This window comes from Dyadobacter subterraneus, from assembly GCF_015221875.1.
GTDB lineage: Bacteria > Bacteroidota > Bacteroidia > Cytophagales > Spirosomataceae > Dyadobacter > Dyadobacter subterraneus.
Genome location: NZ_JACYGY010000001.1, coordinates 2215340 through 2231867, shown reverse-complemented (window position 1 = coordinate 2231867; position 16528 = coordinate 2215340). Strand labels below are relative to the sequence as shown.

The window sequence follows — 16528 nt, the reverse complement described above, 5'->3', positions numbered from 1 at the left end:
GGGGATTACCTAAGTCGGAACGCCGCAAGGCTATGAGGTTGAGCCTCTGAATATCCGATACGGTAACGGAGCTTCCGTAGTAGTCCGAGCAAGGGAAAGCCGTGCACATGGCGAAGGGAAGCAGTTAAAGGTTTAATACAATTAAAGAACAATGTGAGAGACATTATGAGAAATTCTGAAAAAGTATTAAACGGTCTATCAAAGCATAGTCCGCAATTAGATTACCGGTATGAAAGGCTGTACAAGAATTTGTTCAACGAAGAAATGTTCTACACTGCCTACCAACGCATTTACGCAAAGGAGGGCAATATGACAGAAGGTTCCGACGGAAAAACAATAGACGGTATGAGCTTAAATCGTATCTCTGATTTAATCGACTTGCTTCGAACAGAAAGCTATCAGCCCCAACCTGCAAGGAGGGTGTACATTCCAAAGAAAAACGGAAAAATGCGCCCTCTTGGAATTCCTTCTTTTGACGATAAATTGGTACAGGAGGTGGTGCGTATGATGCTTGAAGCCATCTATGAAGGACAGTTTCTGGATTGTTCTCATGGTTTTAGGCCATACAGAAGTTGCCATACTGCACTGGTTAAGATTCAAAAGACCTTTACAGGCGCTAAATGGTTTGTTGAAGGAGATATTAAAGGGTTCTTTGATGAGATAAACCACCAAATATTGATTGGGATACTCAAAGAACGTATCGCCGACGACAGATTCCTGCGCCTAATATGGAAGTTCCTAAAAGCAGGCTATGTTGAAGACTGGACTTTTCACAACTCCTATAGCGGAACACCGCAGGGAGGTATTGTCAGTCCTATTTTGGCGAACATCTATCTGGACAGACTGGACAGGTACATGGTTAAATATGCCAAGAACTTTGACAGGGGAACAAAGCGAAAACCTCATGCAACGAGGTCCACTTTCGAAGTCAATAAGGCGCGGCTATTGCGAAAACTTAGAAAGGTAGAAGATGAAAACGAACGTGATGAATTAGTAAAACAAATCAAAGCTATTGACAAAGAGAGACTAACCATTCCCAGTTGCGATGAAATGGACGATGGGTACAAAAGGATAAAATATGTGAGATATGCGGATGACTTCCTAATCGGAATTATCGGGAGTAAAGAAGATAGTAAAAGGATTAAAGAAGACATCAGGATTTTTCTTGAAACTGAATTGAAACTGGAGCTGTCCGAAGAAAAAACCGTCATAACGCATACGGAAAAACCCGCCAAATTTCTTGGATATGAAATCCTGGTACGCAGATCCAATGCAGCAAAAAGGGACAAATTAAATAGGCTAGTCAGATTCCTGAACGGTACGCTGCAGCTCAGCATCTCAATGGAAACCATTAAGAAGAAACTACTCGACTTCGGAATACTTGAGGTCAAAATGACCCCGAAAGGAAAAGAGTGGTGGAAGCCCAGGGAACATACCAAAATGCTCAATAGCGATGATTTGGAGATCCTTAAAATGTATAATTACACACTAAGAGGGTTCTATAATTACTATTCTGTAGCAAACAACAGTGCTATATTGAATTCTTACGGATACATCATGGAATACAGCATGTATAGAACATTTGCCTGCAAATACAGGAGTAGTGTCCGTAAAATTCTTCGCCAATATGAAAAAAATGGCGTGTTCACTGTGAGCTACACCAATAAAAAGGGAGACGTACGTAACCAATCTTTTTACAAAGGTGGCTATAAAAGAAAGCTACCTTCTGCGGATGTGAATTTGGACAACTCCAAACCAGTCTACTACTCAGGCAGAACCAGTCTCATTGACAGACTTAAAGCCCAAAAGTGTGAGATATGTGGAGCAACAGAGACATTGGATATGCACCACGTCAGAAAACTCAAAGATTTGGACGGCAAAGGATTTGCCGACAAAATGATGATGGCTAGACGTAGAAAAACCATTGCGCTCTGCAGGAGTTGTCATCTGAAAACGCACGCAGGTTCGATAGACCGATCCTTTAATGGAGAGCCGGATACGCTGAGAGGTGTACGTCCGGTTCGGGGGCGAGCATTTGAAAACCTGCCATCGAAAAATGGTAAGGCGTCGGGTGCTTAGCCTACTTTTGATTATTGGTATAGTCGGCTACTTCTCAGTCCCTTCTGTGGCAGGCTACATCATTCAGGCCGGCGGCCAGAACACGCTGCTTCACAAGGTCACAACCCTTTTTGCCAATACAGCCCTGAGCGTGGGCAACTACGCTTTTCCGGCCGCAGGCGGTTTCGGGCGGCTGCCGGCGGCGCCCGATAAAACTTCGGTGAAATAGGCCGGTTTCTAAAACAGACAAGCTGTCTACTAATCATAGCACACCATGTTTCAAAAAGCAAAAAATATCGATGCGGCATTCAAACATATCCGCTCATTCACTTTTGTTGCCCTTATCAGCTCGGCTTTCTTCTGCTGCTTTACGCTTTACAAAAGTCTTAAAAGCGTTGAAGCAGCACAGTCCAGGGTCTATATCTTAGAATCGGGAAAAATCCTTGAAGCCTACGCCTCCCCCAGAGGTGAGAATGTTGAAGTGGAAGCCCGTGATCACATCGCGAGTTTCCACAGGCTTTTTTTTACGCTCGATCCTGATGACAAGTCCATTCAGTCAGCTCTTGCCAAGGCTTTGTATCTGGCCGACGGCTCAGCCAAAAAGCAGTATGATGATCTTCGCGAGTCGGGATATTATACCGGGATAATTTCAGGAAACATCAGCCAGCAGATCCAGATCGACAGCATCACAGTGAAGACCAGCACTTACCCTTACAGTTTTCAGTGCAGCGCTGTGCAGCGCATCATCCGGCCCACCAGTATTGTCACCAGAAAACTGCTCACCGAAGGGACGCTTCGCACCGTATCCAGATCCGATAACAACCCGCACGGCTTTCTGATTGAAAAATGGATCACCTTGGAAAACAAAGATATCGGCGTACAAAACCGCTGAGCCTGTCAGATACATTTAACCACTTAAAGATAACTGCTTATGTTTTACAGATTTAATGCGCACCGCCAAAGACCCCTTCAAGATCAAAGAAGCGGCCTGGCCACACAGATCTTTCAAAAACTTACCTTTCTCCAGCGCCGCTGGACCAGGGTGATGGCTCAGGCAGCCCAAAAGCTCTCCTTTGGATGGCTCAAAGCGCTCTGTTTGACTGTGATCGCTGTGAGCAGCGGCTACTGCATCTATCTTCTTTTCGACGGGTTTCACAGCATGCATGAACCTTTGGAATCTGGCAGAAGCCAGATCTTTCTCTTTGATCCATACGGGCTCAAAGCTCAGCTTCGGGCCCGATCACATCTGGACCATTACCTGGATAGCCTTGAAAAAGCACTAATAAAAGACAGTTTGAATCAAATAAACCCTAGCCAAAAATAAAGATGCAAGCCAAAACACATTCAGCAGCATTTCTTCAAAACAGAAAGCTCTACACCTTTCTGCCCCTTTTAGTGCTTCCTTTTGTGACACTGATCTACTGGGCTGTGGGAATTAAAATGATCTACAAACACCAGTCGGCCAAGGCTGGCCCACAGGGCCTTAACACAAGCCTTCCGGATCCGAAGCTCAAAGATGAGACTTCCTTTAGTAAACTGAGCTACTATAAAAAAGCGGCCGATGATTCAGCCAAAATCCGTGAACAGCTAAAAAAAGATCCCTACAGAAGCGGGGAACTGGCCCGGACCGACAAAGCAGTTCAAGCACTTACCATGCAGGGACTTGGCGCGCCTGAGGGCGCTGGGAAAGACCAAAAATACATCACTTATAAAGGAAGGACCTACTCTGGCAGCCGGCAGAGCCAAATCATCCAAAAACTTAAAACACTTGATTCTGTGCTGGCATCGGTAGATGGGCCTAAATTCGAGCCGCCAATCTTAAAAGAAGAAAGGTCAAAGAAGACCCTGGCACCCCTTTCACAGCCAGAGCCCGAAAAGCCTTATGATCTTCTTACAAGCCTTGACAGCCAGCAGCGGGCTGAGCCCGCAGATCCTGAGCTTGCCGAGTTAAACGGCATGCTTGAAAAGATCCTTGATATCCAGCACCCACAGCGGGTTGCTGATAAACTGCGCGCTGCCGGCGAAGATCAAAGAAGCGGTTCTTATCCTGTAAAAAGCTTCCCTGAGAAAACGGTGGTCAGCGGCTTTGAGAGCATCAGCGCCGATTCTTTAAACAGCACGGCTGATCAGATCAGCACTTTAGCCAACGGATTTTTCTCCCTGGATGAGTCAGTCAGTCCCAGCGAGAACAATGCCATTAAAGCGGTGGTGCACCAGGAGCAGTCCCTGGTAACGGGCTCAGTGATCAAGCTCAGGCTTACTGCCGATATCTACGTGGCTGGCACACTGATTCCCAAAGACACTTTTATCTACGGAACCGTTACTGTAAACGGCGAGCGGCTTTTGGTTGAGATTTCCTCCATACGGCTGAACATCTCGCTTTTCCCGGTCAAACTTTCAGTCTATGATCTTGATGGGCAGCCAGGCATTTATATTCCCGGCTCTATCTCGCGCAGTGTGGCCAAACAATCTGTAAGCCAGGACATTCAGGGAATTTCCTTGGGCTCAATTGATCCTTCGTTTGGCGCGCAGGCGGCCAGCGCTGGTATCCAGGCTGCTAAAACGCTGCTTGGCAAGAAGGCAAAGCTTGTGCAGGTATCGGTCAAAGCGGGTTACCAGATTCTTTTAAAAGACGGAAATTCTAAACCCATATAAGAAAATACATCAAGCTCAAAACAAAACCATGCTTATGAAAAACAGTTTAGCAAAAGCCGCCGGCCTATGTCTTCTGGCAATCAGCAGCGCTGCATCTGCCCAGGATGTTCAACTTTTTAGCATCGCGCCCTTTCCGATTGAGATCACCTACAATAAAACGGTCAACCTTATTTTTCCTTTTGCTGTAAAAAGTGTCGATAAGGGCAGCCGTGATATTTTGGCCCAGAAAGCCAAGGGGGTTGAAAACATTCTCCAGCTTAAGGCGGCGCGAAAAGATTTTGAGCAGACCAACCTGACAGCGATCACCTCGGATGGCAAGCTTTACTCTTTTGTGGTCAGTTACCAGCAGCAGCCGCTGAGACTAAATATCGAGCTGATCCAAACCGATTCAAGATCTTCTCAAACGCGGGCGCTTCTATCGGATCAAAGAAATGAAGCGTTTCTAAAAAACCTTGCAAGCCGCGCTGCGATCGAGCAAAGCCATCTTTACCATATCAAAGATTCTGCCCATAAAGCCCGGCTTGTTTTAAGCGGATTATACACCGCAGATGATGTACTGTTTTACCGGCTCAGCATTGATAACCGCTCCAATATCAGCTATGAGATTGAAAGCCTTCGCTTTTTTATCAGTGACAAAAAACAGGTAAAAAGAGCCGCCGCACAGCAGACTGAAATTATCCCCTTGTATGTGCATGACCATACCGGTAAGATACAGGCAAGGCAGTCCAGCCAGCTTGTTTTTGCCCTTCCCAAATTTACAACCTCTGATGCCAAGCAGCTCACCATTGAGCTCATGGAAAAAAACGGCGGCCGTCATCTTCGCCTGGCCGTTCAAAACAGCACGATCGTCAATGCAAAACCGATCCTTTGACCCCGGTAAAATGCCACTATATACCAATCATAAGAAATCATGAACGAGAAAAATTTCGAATATCTTACAGATCAGCTCAAATTCACCGGCTTTGATAAGGATTTAAACCGGCAGCTGAAAGAAAACATGGCCCAGGGCTCAGAAGAGTTCCGCCTGGAGCATACCACAGCATACGGACAAGATCAGCTGAGCTTTTCACTGCATTTTAAAAAATCAGCCCAAGGTGTTTTGTATTTTTTTAACAGCTATACCGCCTCGCTTAAAAAGCATAATCAGCCGCCTGAGCGCAAGCAGACCTTTTATGTGCATAAACAGGCATCAACCATCACGCAGAAGGAGGCATTTAATCTTTTGGACGGAAGAGCCGTAAATAAGGACATGCTCATTAGCAAGGAGGGAAAAAAATTTACCGCCTGGATCCAGCTTGATTTCAAAGAGACTGCTGTGAATGGAAATTTCAAATTCAAGCACTTTTCACAGGGTTATGGTTTTGACCTTGAAAAATCGCTTGAAAAGTTTCCGATCCGCGAGCTTTCTGATAAGGATGAGAAGACTCGGCTGATCGAATCACTTCAGAAAGGGAATCTGCAGTTGGTCACCCTCGCTGGCGGCAGTGGTGATCAAAAAGTGTTTGTGCAAGCCAATCCACAGTTTAAATCCGTTACCGCTTTTGATCAAAACCAGCACAGGCTGACACTTGACTGGCCCAAACAGACCGAAAACCAGACTCAGCAGCAGTCCAGCGGCGCGGATGACCTGAGCGAAGCGCCCCAAAAGAGCAGGGCTCAAAGACGGCTTTGAGCCCGGACTGTACCAACCAAAACAGACGAACCTATGGATACTAATATCAACCGGGTGGCTACTGAGCTTAACGAGTGGAAGGCCCGGGAAGAGCGTTTTGAAAAAATATTCTCCCCTTCTATCTTAAAAGACCCGGCCTTTTTAAGAGAGAAGTTAAGCTTTTACAATCATGTGCAAGCCAAATACGGTCAAAGTGCAAACGACGAGGAAAAAATCACGCTACGGATCCTGGCCGGCCAGCGCATGGAGCTGCGCGATCAGCTGTATCCAAGCCTTCTAAGAAAGCTTTATCATTTTATCACCAGGCCTTTCGAGGAGAAAAGAATCCAGCAGCAGGCAACACAGAAGCAGCAGGGTAATCTTAGAGCGCTGGGGGATTTAATGAAAAAGCACGGATTCGATCCGGCGCCAGACAAGCTTTTTGCCCATGTCAACCAGGGGCAAAAAAGCTTTACTATACCCATCTCGCATTTTGTAAGCGAATCCGAAAAGATCAATTATAACCTTTCTTTCAGTAAACAGCACGATGGCACCTACCGCTTTGATCACTACCAGGCATCGCTTCAAAGTGCGAAAGATTCAAGGCAGGTAGTTTCTCAGGTTTTTAAAACCGATGCCAAGGATGCCATCCGCGCCGAGCAGGCCCAGCATCTTTTGGCAGGAAGGGCGCTTATGAGAGAAGGTTTTGATCATAGTGGAGCGCCTAAGCCCAAATGGATCCAGCTTGATTTCACAGACAAGGATCCGTCAGGAAATCACAAAATCAAACAGTTTTTACATAGCTACGGTTTTGAGCTTGAAAAAGCCACCGAAAGATTGCTTCAAAATCAACACATCTCACAGGAAAACAAACAAAACTTTCTTGAAGCTCTTCAAAGGGGCGAAAGACAGCCCCTTACCATCACGCGCGGAAATGACTCTGTCAAACTTTTTGTTGAGGCCAACCCACAGTTCAAAACGGTTAACATCTTTGATGAGCATGCAAAAAAAATCAGCATTGGTGAGGCCCTGGGTGAGAAAGCTATAAAAGAACAGATCCGTGCGCTGGCGCCCAAGCAGCAGCTCAGCAGTCACAGATCCAAAAAGAACGGGGTCAGCATATAGCCCCGCAGGCCTCTAATAAGAAAACGCGCTTTGCTCTGAAACCGGCCATTTCCCCCTGCGTTTTTTTTAAGTATCCGGGCAGGCTGCCCTAAAGACGCGAAACACATTACCGTGGCCTAAAACCCAGCCGGCCCTGCCATTTTATCATTTTAATATTTCACGCCAACAGTCTGCGCAATGAACCAACGAAACTTAGACTATCTACAAAACCAGTTAAAATACACGGGTTTTGGAGAAAACCTCACTGACCAGCTTAAAGAAAACCTGGCCAAAGAAAATAGCAGGTTTGTGCTGGTCCACAAAGCACAGTATGGAAAAGATGAGCTGACCGCGGCTCTTCAATTCAGCAGATCGATGCAAAGTGAGCTTTATTTTTTTAACAGTTATAAAGCATCATTAGCCAAAAGCGGTCAAGGCGGCGGCCCTTCACAGAGGTTTTACATTGGAAAAGAGGGTTCCAATATTACCCTGAAAGAGGCCTATAATCTTTTGGACGGGCGCTCAGTGCATAAGGATATGACAACGCGGCAGGGAAGACTCTACCAGGCCTGGCTGCAGCTGGACTTTAAAAATACGCTACCCAACGGAAATTTTAAAATGCTTCAGTTTGGCAGAAATTATGGTTTTGATCTTTTCGAGTCTTTAAAAAAGCTTCCCATCCAGGAAATCCATGTGCAGGCTGACCGGGTCAAAATTCTGGACTCTTTAAAAAAGGGTAACCGCCAGCAGGTGACGCTTTCCGGGCCCTCGGATGGTCAGAAGGTCTTTATTGAGGCCAATCCTCAGTTTAAAGCCATCATCCTGTATGACAGCTCTTATCACCGCATGCGGCAATCACCCCAAGCCCCTGCAGTATCTGAGGAAAGATCGCAGGCGGTTAAGCAGGATGATAAGACGCAAAAAAACAGCGCTGATAGAACGCAGCGGTATGAGCAGAACGAAACTAAGAGCACCAAGGCAAAAGGGCTGTCCAGATAATGACCGCCGATCAACCCATGACAAGCAACAGCATATTGATGGAAGAAAATGCAAAAAAGACTCAGAAAATAATTTGTTTTCTTTCCAAGGTTGATTCACAGCTGCTAGAGAAAGAAGTACAACAAAGCACCGCCAGAAGCAGAAGTGAATTTATAAGAAACAAGCTGCTTGATAGAGCAGTTACTTTAAAATACCGTAACGTCTCCTTGGATGATTGTACAGAGCAGCTTGCGCAGTTGAAAGAAGAGCTAAAAACGGCCTGTTACAGCTTTGAGATGGCTGCACAGAAACTTCATCAAATGCCGCGAAGTACAGATGCTGCCCACTGGTTGATCAGCTTTGAGCTTGAACGTCGAAACCTTTTAAAACAGGCCGAAAAGATCAGTACATATCTTGAAAAGTTCAGCAGTTATGATTGGAAGAATCAGTAAGACAAGGCATTTAAAAAAGACCGTGCTTTACCATGAGAAAAAAGTAGAGGCTAAAACTGCGGTGCTGGTTGATGCAGGCTTTTACCTGGTAGATCCGGTCCGCCTGAGCCTGCAGCAGAAACTGGCAAGGTTCACCGATCGCAACCTTCTCAATGAAAGAAGCAAAGTGAATATGATTACATTTTCACTGAGCTTTAATCCGGCTGACAGGCCCTCAGATTTGCAGCTAGGACGAATTGCTTCTTTGTTTTTAAAAGAAGTGGGCCTTGACAAGCAGCCCTACCTGGTCTATGAGCATTTTGATACTGCCCAACAGCACATACATATTATATCAACCATGATCAGAGCTGATGGCATCCGCTTTGACGATAAGAAGCTATCGATAGGACATTTTGTGAAGTCATTAAGAACTATCGAAGCAGCTTTTAACCTAACAAGTAGCCATGCATACGCGGTAAAACCAGAAATGAATTCTGCCGGAGCAAATTTAGATCAGGGAGGTTTTCGTATCAGACAAATCAAAGCGGCTATCAACGAAGTTTTGCAGCATTACAGTTTTAGCAGCTTTTCAGAGTACAATGCCATTTTAAAACAGTTTAACGTAGCGGCTCTCCGCGGCAGTGAAGGCTCGAGGCTATTTAAATTAGGAGGCCTTCTTTACAACACCGTCGATAAGCGCGGTAAACGAAGCTGCCGCGCGATCAAAGCCAGTAATGTAGATGCACGCGCGACCTTGAAAGCACTTAAGGCTGAATATTTTTTTCTAAGGCCTGCCCAGCTTAAAAATATGAGCAGGCTAAAAAATACGGTTGATCTGGCGCTTATTGAAAACAGGGGAGCTGCACTTGATACCACCGCTGAAAAGCTTGCCTTGCAGGGCGTAAAAATGCATGTGAGCAGGCAGGATAAAGATGACGAGCTTGTTTTGACCTATCTGGATAACCGCTCAAAGTGCGCCTTTGACTCAGAAATGCTCGGCGAAAATTATAGTTTGAAGGCGCTTTTCGCAAGAAGCAAAGGATATGATCAAAAAGTGCTCACCGCAGCTACCGCGAGAAATCTGGCAGGCGATTCTGCTGACCTCGCTGCTGAATGGCAAAGCCGGGCCAAGGACTTTCCATCTTATTTGGAGGTTGGTTTAAAAGGCGGAGTTAATATGATGCTTGAAGATTTATTGGCCGCTTCGGCCGGATACGACCCTGTTCCCTACGCGCTTAGAAAGCCGGCAAAAAAAAGAAAACAAAGAAGGCTATAACATCACACATAAAACGATATAACCAATGCAGACCTCAGAAAATCAGCAGGCGCTGGGAAGGATTCTTGATATGACAAGGCTAATCAGTATTCTTCTGTTATCACTTCATTTCTACTACCAGTTTTACAGCGTCTTTCAGATCTGGAAGCTTGTCAGCCCCTTCTCTGACAGAATTCTTGATAATATTGTAAGGACCCGTCTTTTCGAAGGGTTCAACAAAGCCAAGTATTTTGCCCTTGGCTTTCTTTTAATTTCACTCCTGGGCGTCAAAGGCAAAAAAATGGAGAAGCTGCAAATTAAAAACGGCCTTCTTCTGGCTTTGGGCGGACTGTGCCTTTTCTTTGGCAGCAACCTGGCGCTCCATCTAAGCATCAGGCCGGTGGGGCTGTGCGTACTTTACATGGCTGTGACCATAGCCGGCTACACGCTCACACTTAGCGGCAGCACACTGATTTCAAGGGTGATATCAGATAAGCTCTCATCAGATATTTTCAACAGTGAAAACGAAACTTTCCCCCAGCAGCAGAAGCGCCTTGAAAACGAATTTTCCATTAATTTGCCTACCCGGTTTCAGCTGAAAAGTAAATTCTTTTCAGGCTGGATCAATATCATTAACCCGTTCCGGGGTCTTTTGGTGCTGGGCTCGCCAGGCGCCGGAAAATCCTATTTTGTCATTCGACACGGCATCACCCAGCACATTGCCAAGAACTTCACCATGTTTGTCTATGATTTCAAATACCCGGATCTGACCCTGATCGCCTATAACCACTGGCTCAAAAAGAAGGACAGCTACCCCACCGTCCCATCCTTTTTCTATATTGATTTTGATGAGCTGAGCTATTCGCACCGCTGTAACCCGCTGGACCCGGAAGCCATGCTTGACATTACCGATGCGGCAGAGTCGGCCCGTACGATTCTAATGGGTCTAAACCGGGAATGGATCAAAAAACAGGGGGACTTTTTTGTTGAATCCCCTATCAACTTTATGACCGCGGTAATCTGGTTTCTTAGAAAATACCAGGATGGCGCCTTCTGCACGCTTCCGCATGTCTTAGAGCTGATGCAGCTTGATTACGACAGTCTTTTTTCGATCCTTCTGACTGAGAAGGAAATCGATGTTTTGATTAATCCTTTTATGACCGCTTATCTGAATGATGCCATGGAGCAGCTTGAAGGTCAGATCGGATCTGCCAAGATCGCCCTGGCAAGACTATCCTCACCCAACCTTTATTACGTACTTTCAGGAAATGATTTCAAACTTGATCTGAATAACCCAAAGGAGCCAAAAATCATTTGCATGGGCAATAACCCGCAGAAAATCATGACCTATGGTGCGGTGCTGTCTTTGTATGTGAACCGGCTGATCAAAATTGTCAACCAGAAAGGAAAGCTTAAAAGCAGTTTAATCTTTGATGAGTTTCCCACCTTATATCTGAGCAACATCGATACGCTTATGGCCACAGCGCGCTCCAGCCAGGTGGCCACTACGCTAGCGATTCAGGATTTTAGCCAGCTAAAAAAAGATTATGGAAGAGAGCAGGCCGATGTGATCATGAATATTGCCGGAAATATCATTAGCGGCCAGGTCACAGGCGATACGGCCAAGCAGCTCTCTGAGCGCTTTGGCAAGATCATGCAGGACCGTTCGAGCCTTTCGATCAACCGCTCAGACACGTCGGTCAGTAGGTCCAAGCAGCTTGAACTTGCTATTCCGGCTTCGAAGATCTCAACTTTGAGCTCGGGTGAGTTTGTCGGGATCGTGGCAGATGATCCAACGGAAAAAATCAATCTGAAAGCCTTTCACAGCCAGATTCAAAATGATCATAAAGCGCTTAAAAAAGAGATTGATCAGTATGTTGCGCTTCCCAAGGTACGCCAGGTGAACTCCTCGATAGTCAATCAAAACTACCAAAATATCAAAGAGGATGTGCAGAATATTTATGATCAAAAGATGAGTCAGATCCTAAGTGATCCGGCCCTTTCGCACCTATTGGTCAATAAGAAAAAGCGGTAGCTTTAAAAAATAAACCTGCCAAAGAATAACATCCCTTTGGCAGGCTCAACTGGTTAATTAAATAACAAATTATCTTTCTATACTCGTTGACACCTCATTCAACTGCAACACCACTTCTGAGCTCACTTAAATTCTCTTCTTCCGCTGCGGTGTACATTCGTGAATGCGTAATAAAGCGGATGCCCATCGGGATTTCCAAGGAAAAACTTGATCCGCGCCCCGGGGTCACACCAATGGTCAGCTGGGTATGTTTCCAGTATTCAAACTGATCACGGCTCATAAAAAATTCGCAGCCTGCAATTTCTCCCAGCAAAACATCACTTTCCCCGGTTTTAAATTCGCCCTTTTCAAAGCACATCGGCTGAGAGCCGTCACAGCACCCGCCGCTTTGATGGAACATCAATTCTCCGTAACGCTCTTTTAATTGATCCACAACCTTCACAGCTTCAGCGGTTATAAGCACACGGGGCGTTTTCATGTCTGTTGATTTTAGGTAATTAATGTAACAAAAGCTGCTGCTCACAACCGGGCGCCTCTGGCCCGCCGTGAGCAGCGTTATAAATCAGTATCAGAAAAAGCCCAGCGCGTTACGGTCGTAAGAGATCAGCATATTTTTTGTCTGACGGTAGTAGCCCAGCATCATTTTATGGTTCTCACGGCCAAAACCAGATTTTTTATAGCCGCCAAAAGGCGCGTGGGCCGGATACGCATGATAGTTATTGACCCACACACGGCCAGCCTGGATCGCCCTTGGTACCTGGTAAATTTCATGCGCATCACGGGTCCAGACGCCGGCTCCCAAACCATACATGGTATCATTGGCAATCTGGATGGCTTCTTCCACCGTTTTAAAGGTGGTCACGCAAGCCACCGGGCCAAAGATTTCTTCCTGGAAGATGCGCATCTTGTTATGCCCTTTAAAAAGCGTCGGTTTGATATAATAACCACCTGAAATCCCGTTTTCAAAAGTCTGCGCTTCACCGCCTGTTAATACTTCGGCCCCCTCCTCCTTACCGATTTTTAGATACGAGAGGATCTTTTCATACTGATCATTCGAGGCCTGGGCACCCATCATCGTATTGCTGTCCAGCGGGTGGCCCATCCGGATCGCTTTGGTGCGCTCAATGACGCGGCTCATGAATTTGTCATAAATACTTTCCTGCACAAGGATTCTTGACGGGCAGGTGCATACCTCTCCCTGATTCAGAGCGAACATCACGGCGCCTTCCACAGCCTTGTCAAAAAAAGCATCATCCTGGTCAGCTACAGAAGCAAAGAAAATATTTGGAGACTTTCCGCCAAGCTCCATGGTCACAGGGATCAGGTTTTCAGAAGCATACTGCATGATAAGCCGCCCTGTTGTCGTCTCCCCAGTGAAAGATACCTTGGCCACTCTTGGCGAGGAGGCAAGCGGTTTTCCAGCTTCTGTTCCAAATCCGGTAACAATATTTAATACACCTGCCGGCAAAATGTCGCCGATCAGTTCCATCAGACACATGATCGAGGTTGGCGTCTGCTCAGCTGGTTTTACCACCACACAGCAGCCCGAAGCCAGTGCAGGTGCGATTTTCCAGGTCGCCATCAGTAGTGGAAAATTCCATGGTATAATCTGGCCCACCACACCAAGCGGTTCGTGCAAAACAATTGAGACCGTATTTTCATCGTGTTCGGAAATTCCGCCTTCTTCGGCTCGTATCACCCCGGCAAAATACCGGAAGTGATCTACGCACAGCGGAAGATCAGCTGCCCTGGTCTCACGGATCGCTTTTCCGTTATCGATTGCTTCTACCACTGCCAGATATTCTAAATTATCTTCAATGACCTGGGCAATTTTAAGCATCAGATTACTTCTGTATGTGGCCGAGGTCTTGCCCCAGGTTTTAAAAGCTTCATGCGCAGCATCCAAAGCAAGCTCGATGTCATCTTTCCCTGATCGGGCTGCTTTGGTAAATACTTTTCCGTCAATGGGCGAAATGTTTTCAAAATATTCTCCTTTAACCGGAGCCACGAACTTGCCACCAATAAAATTTTCATACTGGGCTTTGAATTCAGGTCTTTTGGCAATGGTTGAACTCACTTCTGATTTTTTTTCTACTTCCAGGGTTTCCATAGACTTATCAATTTTGTTTCGTGAATTAATAGCACAAACTTAACTGGTAGCCCGGTTGCACACTGGCACTATTGATTCAAATAATAGGATAATATTCTCAAAAAAAATAAAATAATCCATAACTTTATAAAGCTTTCAGGCGTTACTATTTTAGCGCCTGCTTCGCAACCGCAACGTGAAAGCCAAGCCATCCTGACCCAGTTCATACTTTACTGCCGCTGTTATGCCACAAGGATTTAAGTTAAACCAAATTGCTGTTTCCGCTCAAAAGTCAATGAAGACACTTGTTGAAAACAGGCGCGCTTTTACGCTTCAAAACTGTGAGCTGAATCTGTTTGAAACGCAGCAAGCCTCGTCGCTGGTGCCTTTGCGCTTTTCTGATTTTGTGGTCACCAGCATGCTTAAAGGAAAAAAAGTGATGCACTTATTTGATCAGCCCGGCTTTGATTATCTTCCGGGAGAAACAGTGCTGGTGCCCGCGCACGTGACAATGAAAATTGATTTTCCCGAGGCCACAGAGCTGAATCCCACGCAGTGTATTGCACTCGCACTTGATCAGACCAAGATCCAGCAGATTGTTGACCGGCTTAACGAGCAGTATCCACGCCAGGGGCGGGATCAGTACTGGCAGCTGCACCATAACCAGTATCATTTTCTTAACAATGTCGACCTTGCCCAAAGCATCAATAAACTGATTCATATCTGTTCAGGCAATGCGCTTGGAAAAGATATCCTCGCTGATCTGACATTGCAGGAGCTTGTGGTGCACATCATTCAAACCCAGCATCTTTACTCCGCGCAGCAGGGTATTTATGAGCAGCATGACAGCCCTTTGGCCTATGTGCTTCACTACATCAGAACCAATATCGGTGAGAAAATCCAGGTCGAGGACCTAAGCCAGAAAGCCTGCATGAGCCGCGCCTCATTTTACCGCGCTTTTAAGCGGGAATTCAGCATCAGCCCGGTTGAATTTATTTTGAAAGAAAAAATAAAAAAGGCAAAGTCCCTGCTCTCGGATTCAAAGGCCACGATCTCGGATGTCTGTTACCAGCTTGGTTTTTCAGACCTGAATTACTTCGGGCGGCAGTTTAAAAAATCAGAAGGCATCTCCCCTTCCCAGTACCGGCATGTCTCGGGGACGCACGAGGAAAAATCTTAGTTTTTTAACGCAGTGCTGGGGAGTAACTACACAGATTGCCAGGAGTTATCGATTGCATATTTACATGTTGGCGTTAAAGACTTAGTGATATGCGGAAATCCACTAGACTTTTATTTGAAGAACTTAAGGAAGATTTTTTTTGCGATATCAATCAGGGCAATAAAGGAATTGGGTTTGGTAAAATAATCTGTTGCGCCGGCCTCAATTGCTTTCTTTTTTAAGTCAGGATTATTGGAAGTGGAAAGCATCACTGCGGGTACGTCGGGTATCTGACGATCGTCCCGGATCGCTTTGATTGTTTCAATGCCGTTCATCTTGGGCATATTCATGTCCACAACCACAACCGTATCATCCAGATCATCGGAATTTTTAATATTGTCGATCAGCTCTTTGCCGTTCTGCGCCTCTACAACCTTGATATTGGGATCTGCCTCCTGCAAGGCTTCTTTGAATAACATTCTGTCGTCCTCATCATCGTCGGCCAGATGAACAGTTTTGTTATCATCCATATTGTATAAAATCTTCTACATTATTAAATTTATCAACAAAAGTACGAAAATATTTTTTGTGGAATGATATTTTGAATATTTAGAAAAACTCCAAATTAATCAAGTCTGCGATATGAAAAACCGAGCATTTCTTCTGATCGATGATGACCAGGATGATCATATCATCTTTGCGGACGCTTTACGCATCGCCGATCCGGATGCAACCTGTGATTATGCATTCAACTGCCCTGATGCAATTGACTTTTTAAAAAAGCAGGTAATAAGCATTCCGGACTATATTTTCATGGACTGGAGCATGCCATATATGGATGCGATTGAATGCATTCAGGCGCTTCGTCAGATACCGGGAATCGATAAAACGCCTATATATATACTTTCAGGTTCAAGGCCCAGTTTTGAGATTCAAGATAAAGTGGGACTGATGATCCAGAAAGTTTTGGTTAAACAAAATTCTATTGAGCAGCTTGCAGTTGAAATACAGGAGGCAATCGCTTGAATTTAATTCCTGTTAGTCGTAAGGCTGGCACGGGTTCGATTCCGTTCCCGGTACAAATGGCACTGACGATAAATCAGGGCCATTTTT

General features: G+C 45.6%; 17 protein-coding genes. 13 read left to right on the top strand and 4 right to left on the bottom strand.

Annotated features, from left to right (window positions below):
* Positions 1–165: 165 nt before the first annotated feature.
* The 3 genes from IEE83_RS09215 to traK are packed head-to-tail and all read left to right on the top strand — an operon-like array spanning position 166 to position 2950.
* Positions 166–2079 (top strand): reverse transcriptase domain-containing protein, encoded by a 1914-nt coding sequence (locus IEE83_RS09215; protein ID WP_194120300.1) that lies wholly within the window; start codon positions 166–168, stop codon positions 2077–2079.
* On the top strand, positions 2057–2287 hold the full coding sequence (locus IEE83_RS09210) for a TraJ family protein (RefSeq protein WP_194120299.1): 231 nt from the start codon (positions 2057–2059) through the stop codon (positions 2285–2287). The genes IEE83_RS09215 and IEE83_RS09210 overlap by 23 nt, the downstream gene beginning before the upstream one ends.
* Positions 2288–2332: 45 nt before the next feature.
* A complete protein-coding gene (traK, locus tag IEE83_RS09205; protein WP_194120298.1) occupies positions 2333–2950 on the top strand; it encodes a conjugative transposon protein TraK in 618 nt (205 codons plus the stop codon).
* Positions 2951–2965: 15 nt separating this feature from the next.
* Here traK and IEE83_RS09200 read toward each other — a convergent pair whose 3' ends face one another.
* Entirely contained in the window at positions 2966–3223 is a 258-nt protein-coding gene (locus tag IEE83_RS09200) for a hypothetical protein (protein ID WP_194120297.1), read from the bottom strand.
* 161 nt (positions 3224–3384) lie between these two features.
* On the opposite strand from IEE83_RS09200, the gene traM reads away from it, so the two are divergent.
* The 8 genes from traM (at position 3385) to mobC (ending at position 12167) form a co-directional block, all read left to right on the top strand.
* Positions 3385–4713 carry a conjugative transposon protein TraM gene (traM, locus tag IEE83_RS09195; RefSeq protein ID WP_194120296.1) on the top strand — a complete coding sequence of 443 codons (1329 nt, stop codon included), beginning with the start codon at positions 3385–3387 and terminating at the stop codon, positions 4711–4713.
* 34 nt (positions 4714–4747) lie between these two features.
* The gene (gene traN, locus IEE83_RS09190; protein ID WP_194120295.1) at positions 4748–5584 is read left to right on the top strand and encodes a conjugative transposon protein TraN; all 837 of its coding nucleotides are present in this window, start codon (positions 4748–4750) and stop codon (positions 5582–5584) included.
* Positions 5585–5623: 39 nt separating this feature from the next.
* A complete protein-coding gene (locus IEE83_RS09185; RefSeq protein WP_194120294.1) occupies positions 5624–6385 on the top strand; it encodes a hypothetical protein in 762 nt (253 codons plus the stop codon).
* 33 nt (positions 6386–6418) lie between these two features.
* Positions 6419–7489: a hypothetical protein gene (locus IEE83_RS09180; protein WP_194120293.1), complete on the top strand. Its 1071-nt coding sequence runs from the start codon at positions 6419–6421 to the stop codon at positions 7487–7489.
* 177 nt (positions 7490–7666) lie between these two features.
* Positions 7667–8467: a hypothetical protein gene (locus tag IEE83_RS09175; RefSeq protein WP_194120292.1), complete on the top strand. Its 801-nt coding sequence runs from the start codon at positions 7667–7669 to the stop codon at positions 8465–8467.
* Entirely contained in the window at positions 8467–8898 is a 432-nt protein-coding gene (locus IEE83_RS09170; protein ID WP_194120291.1) for a hypothetical protein, read from the top strand. The genes IEE83_RS09175 and IEE83_RS09170 overlap by 1 nt, the downstream gene beginning before the upstream one ends.
* A complete protein-coding gene (locus IEE83_RS09165) occupies positions 8879–10153 on the top strand; it encodes a relaxase/mobilization nuclease domain-containing protein (RefSeq protein WP_194120290.1) in 1275 nt (424 codons plus the stop codon). The genes IEE83_RS09170 and IEE83_RS09165 overlap by 20 nt, the downstream gene beginning before the upstream one ends.
* Positions 10154–10178: 25 nt before the next feature.
* The gene (mobC, locus tag IEE83_RS09160; RefSeq protein ID WP_194120289.1) at positions 10179–12167 is read left to right on the top strand and encodes a conjugal transfer protein MobC; all 1989 of its coding nucleotides are present in this window, start codon (positions 10179–10181) and stop codon (positions 12165–12167) included.
* Between the two features lie 94 nt (positions 12168–12261).
* Here mobC and IEE83_RS09155 read toward each other — a convergent pair whose 3' ends face one another.
* Both IEE83_RS09155 and IEE83_RS09150 read right to left on the bottom strand, forming a co-directional pair.
* Complete coding sequence (locus IEE83_RS09155) at positions 12262–12645, bottom strand: DUF779 domain-containing protein (RefSeq protein WP_194120288.1); 384 nt, start codon at positions 12643–12645, stop codon at positions 12262–12264.
* Positions 12646–12735: 90 nt separating this feature from the next.
* The gene (locus IEE83_RS09150; protein ID WP_194120287.1) at positions 12736–14277 is read right to left on the bottom strand and encodes an aldehyde dehydrogenase family protein; all 1542 of its coding nucleotides are present in this window, start codon (positions 14275–14277) and stop codon (positions 12736–12738) included.
* A gap of 274 nt (positions 14278–14551) precedes the next feature.
* Between IEE83_RS09150 and IEE83_RS09145 the strand changes: the two genes are divergently transcribed.
* A complete protein-coding gene (locus IEE83_RS09145; RefSeq protein WP_228101743.1) occupies positions 14552–15436 on the top strand; it encodes an AraC family transcriptional regulator in 885 nt (294 codons plus the stop codon).
* Between the two features lie 110 nt (positions 15437–15546).
* On the opposite strand, the gene IEE83_RS09140 is transcribed toward IEE83_RS09145, so the two are convergent.
* Positions 15547–15945 carry a response regulator gene (locus IEE83_RS09140; RefSeq protein ID WP_194120285.1) on the bottom strand — a complete coding sequence of 133 codons (399 nt, stop codon included), beginning with the start codon at positions 15943–15945 and terminating at the stop codon, positions 15547–15549.
* A gap of 112 nt (positions 15946–16057) precedes the next feature.
* On the opposite strand from IEE83_RS09140, the gene IEE83_RS09135 reads away from it, so the two are divergent.
* Entirely contained in the window at positions 16058–16441 is a 384-nt protein-coding gene (locus tag IEE83_RS09135; protein WP_194120284.1) for a response regulator, read from the top strand.
* Positions 16442–16528: the final 87 nt, after the last annotated feature.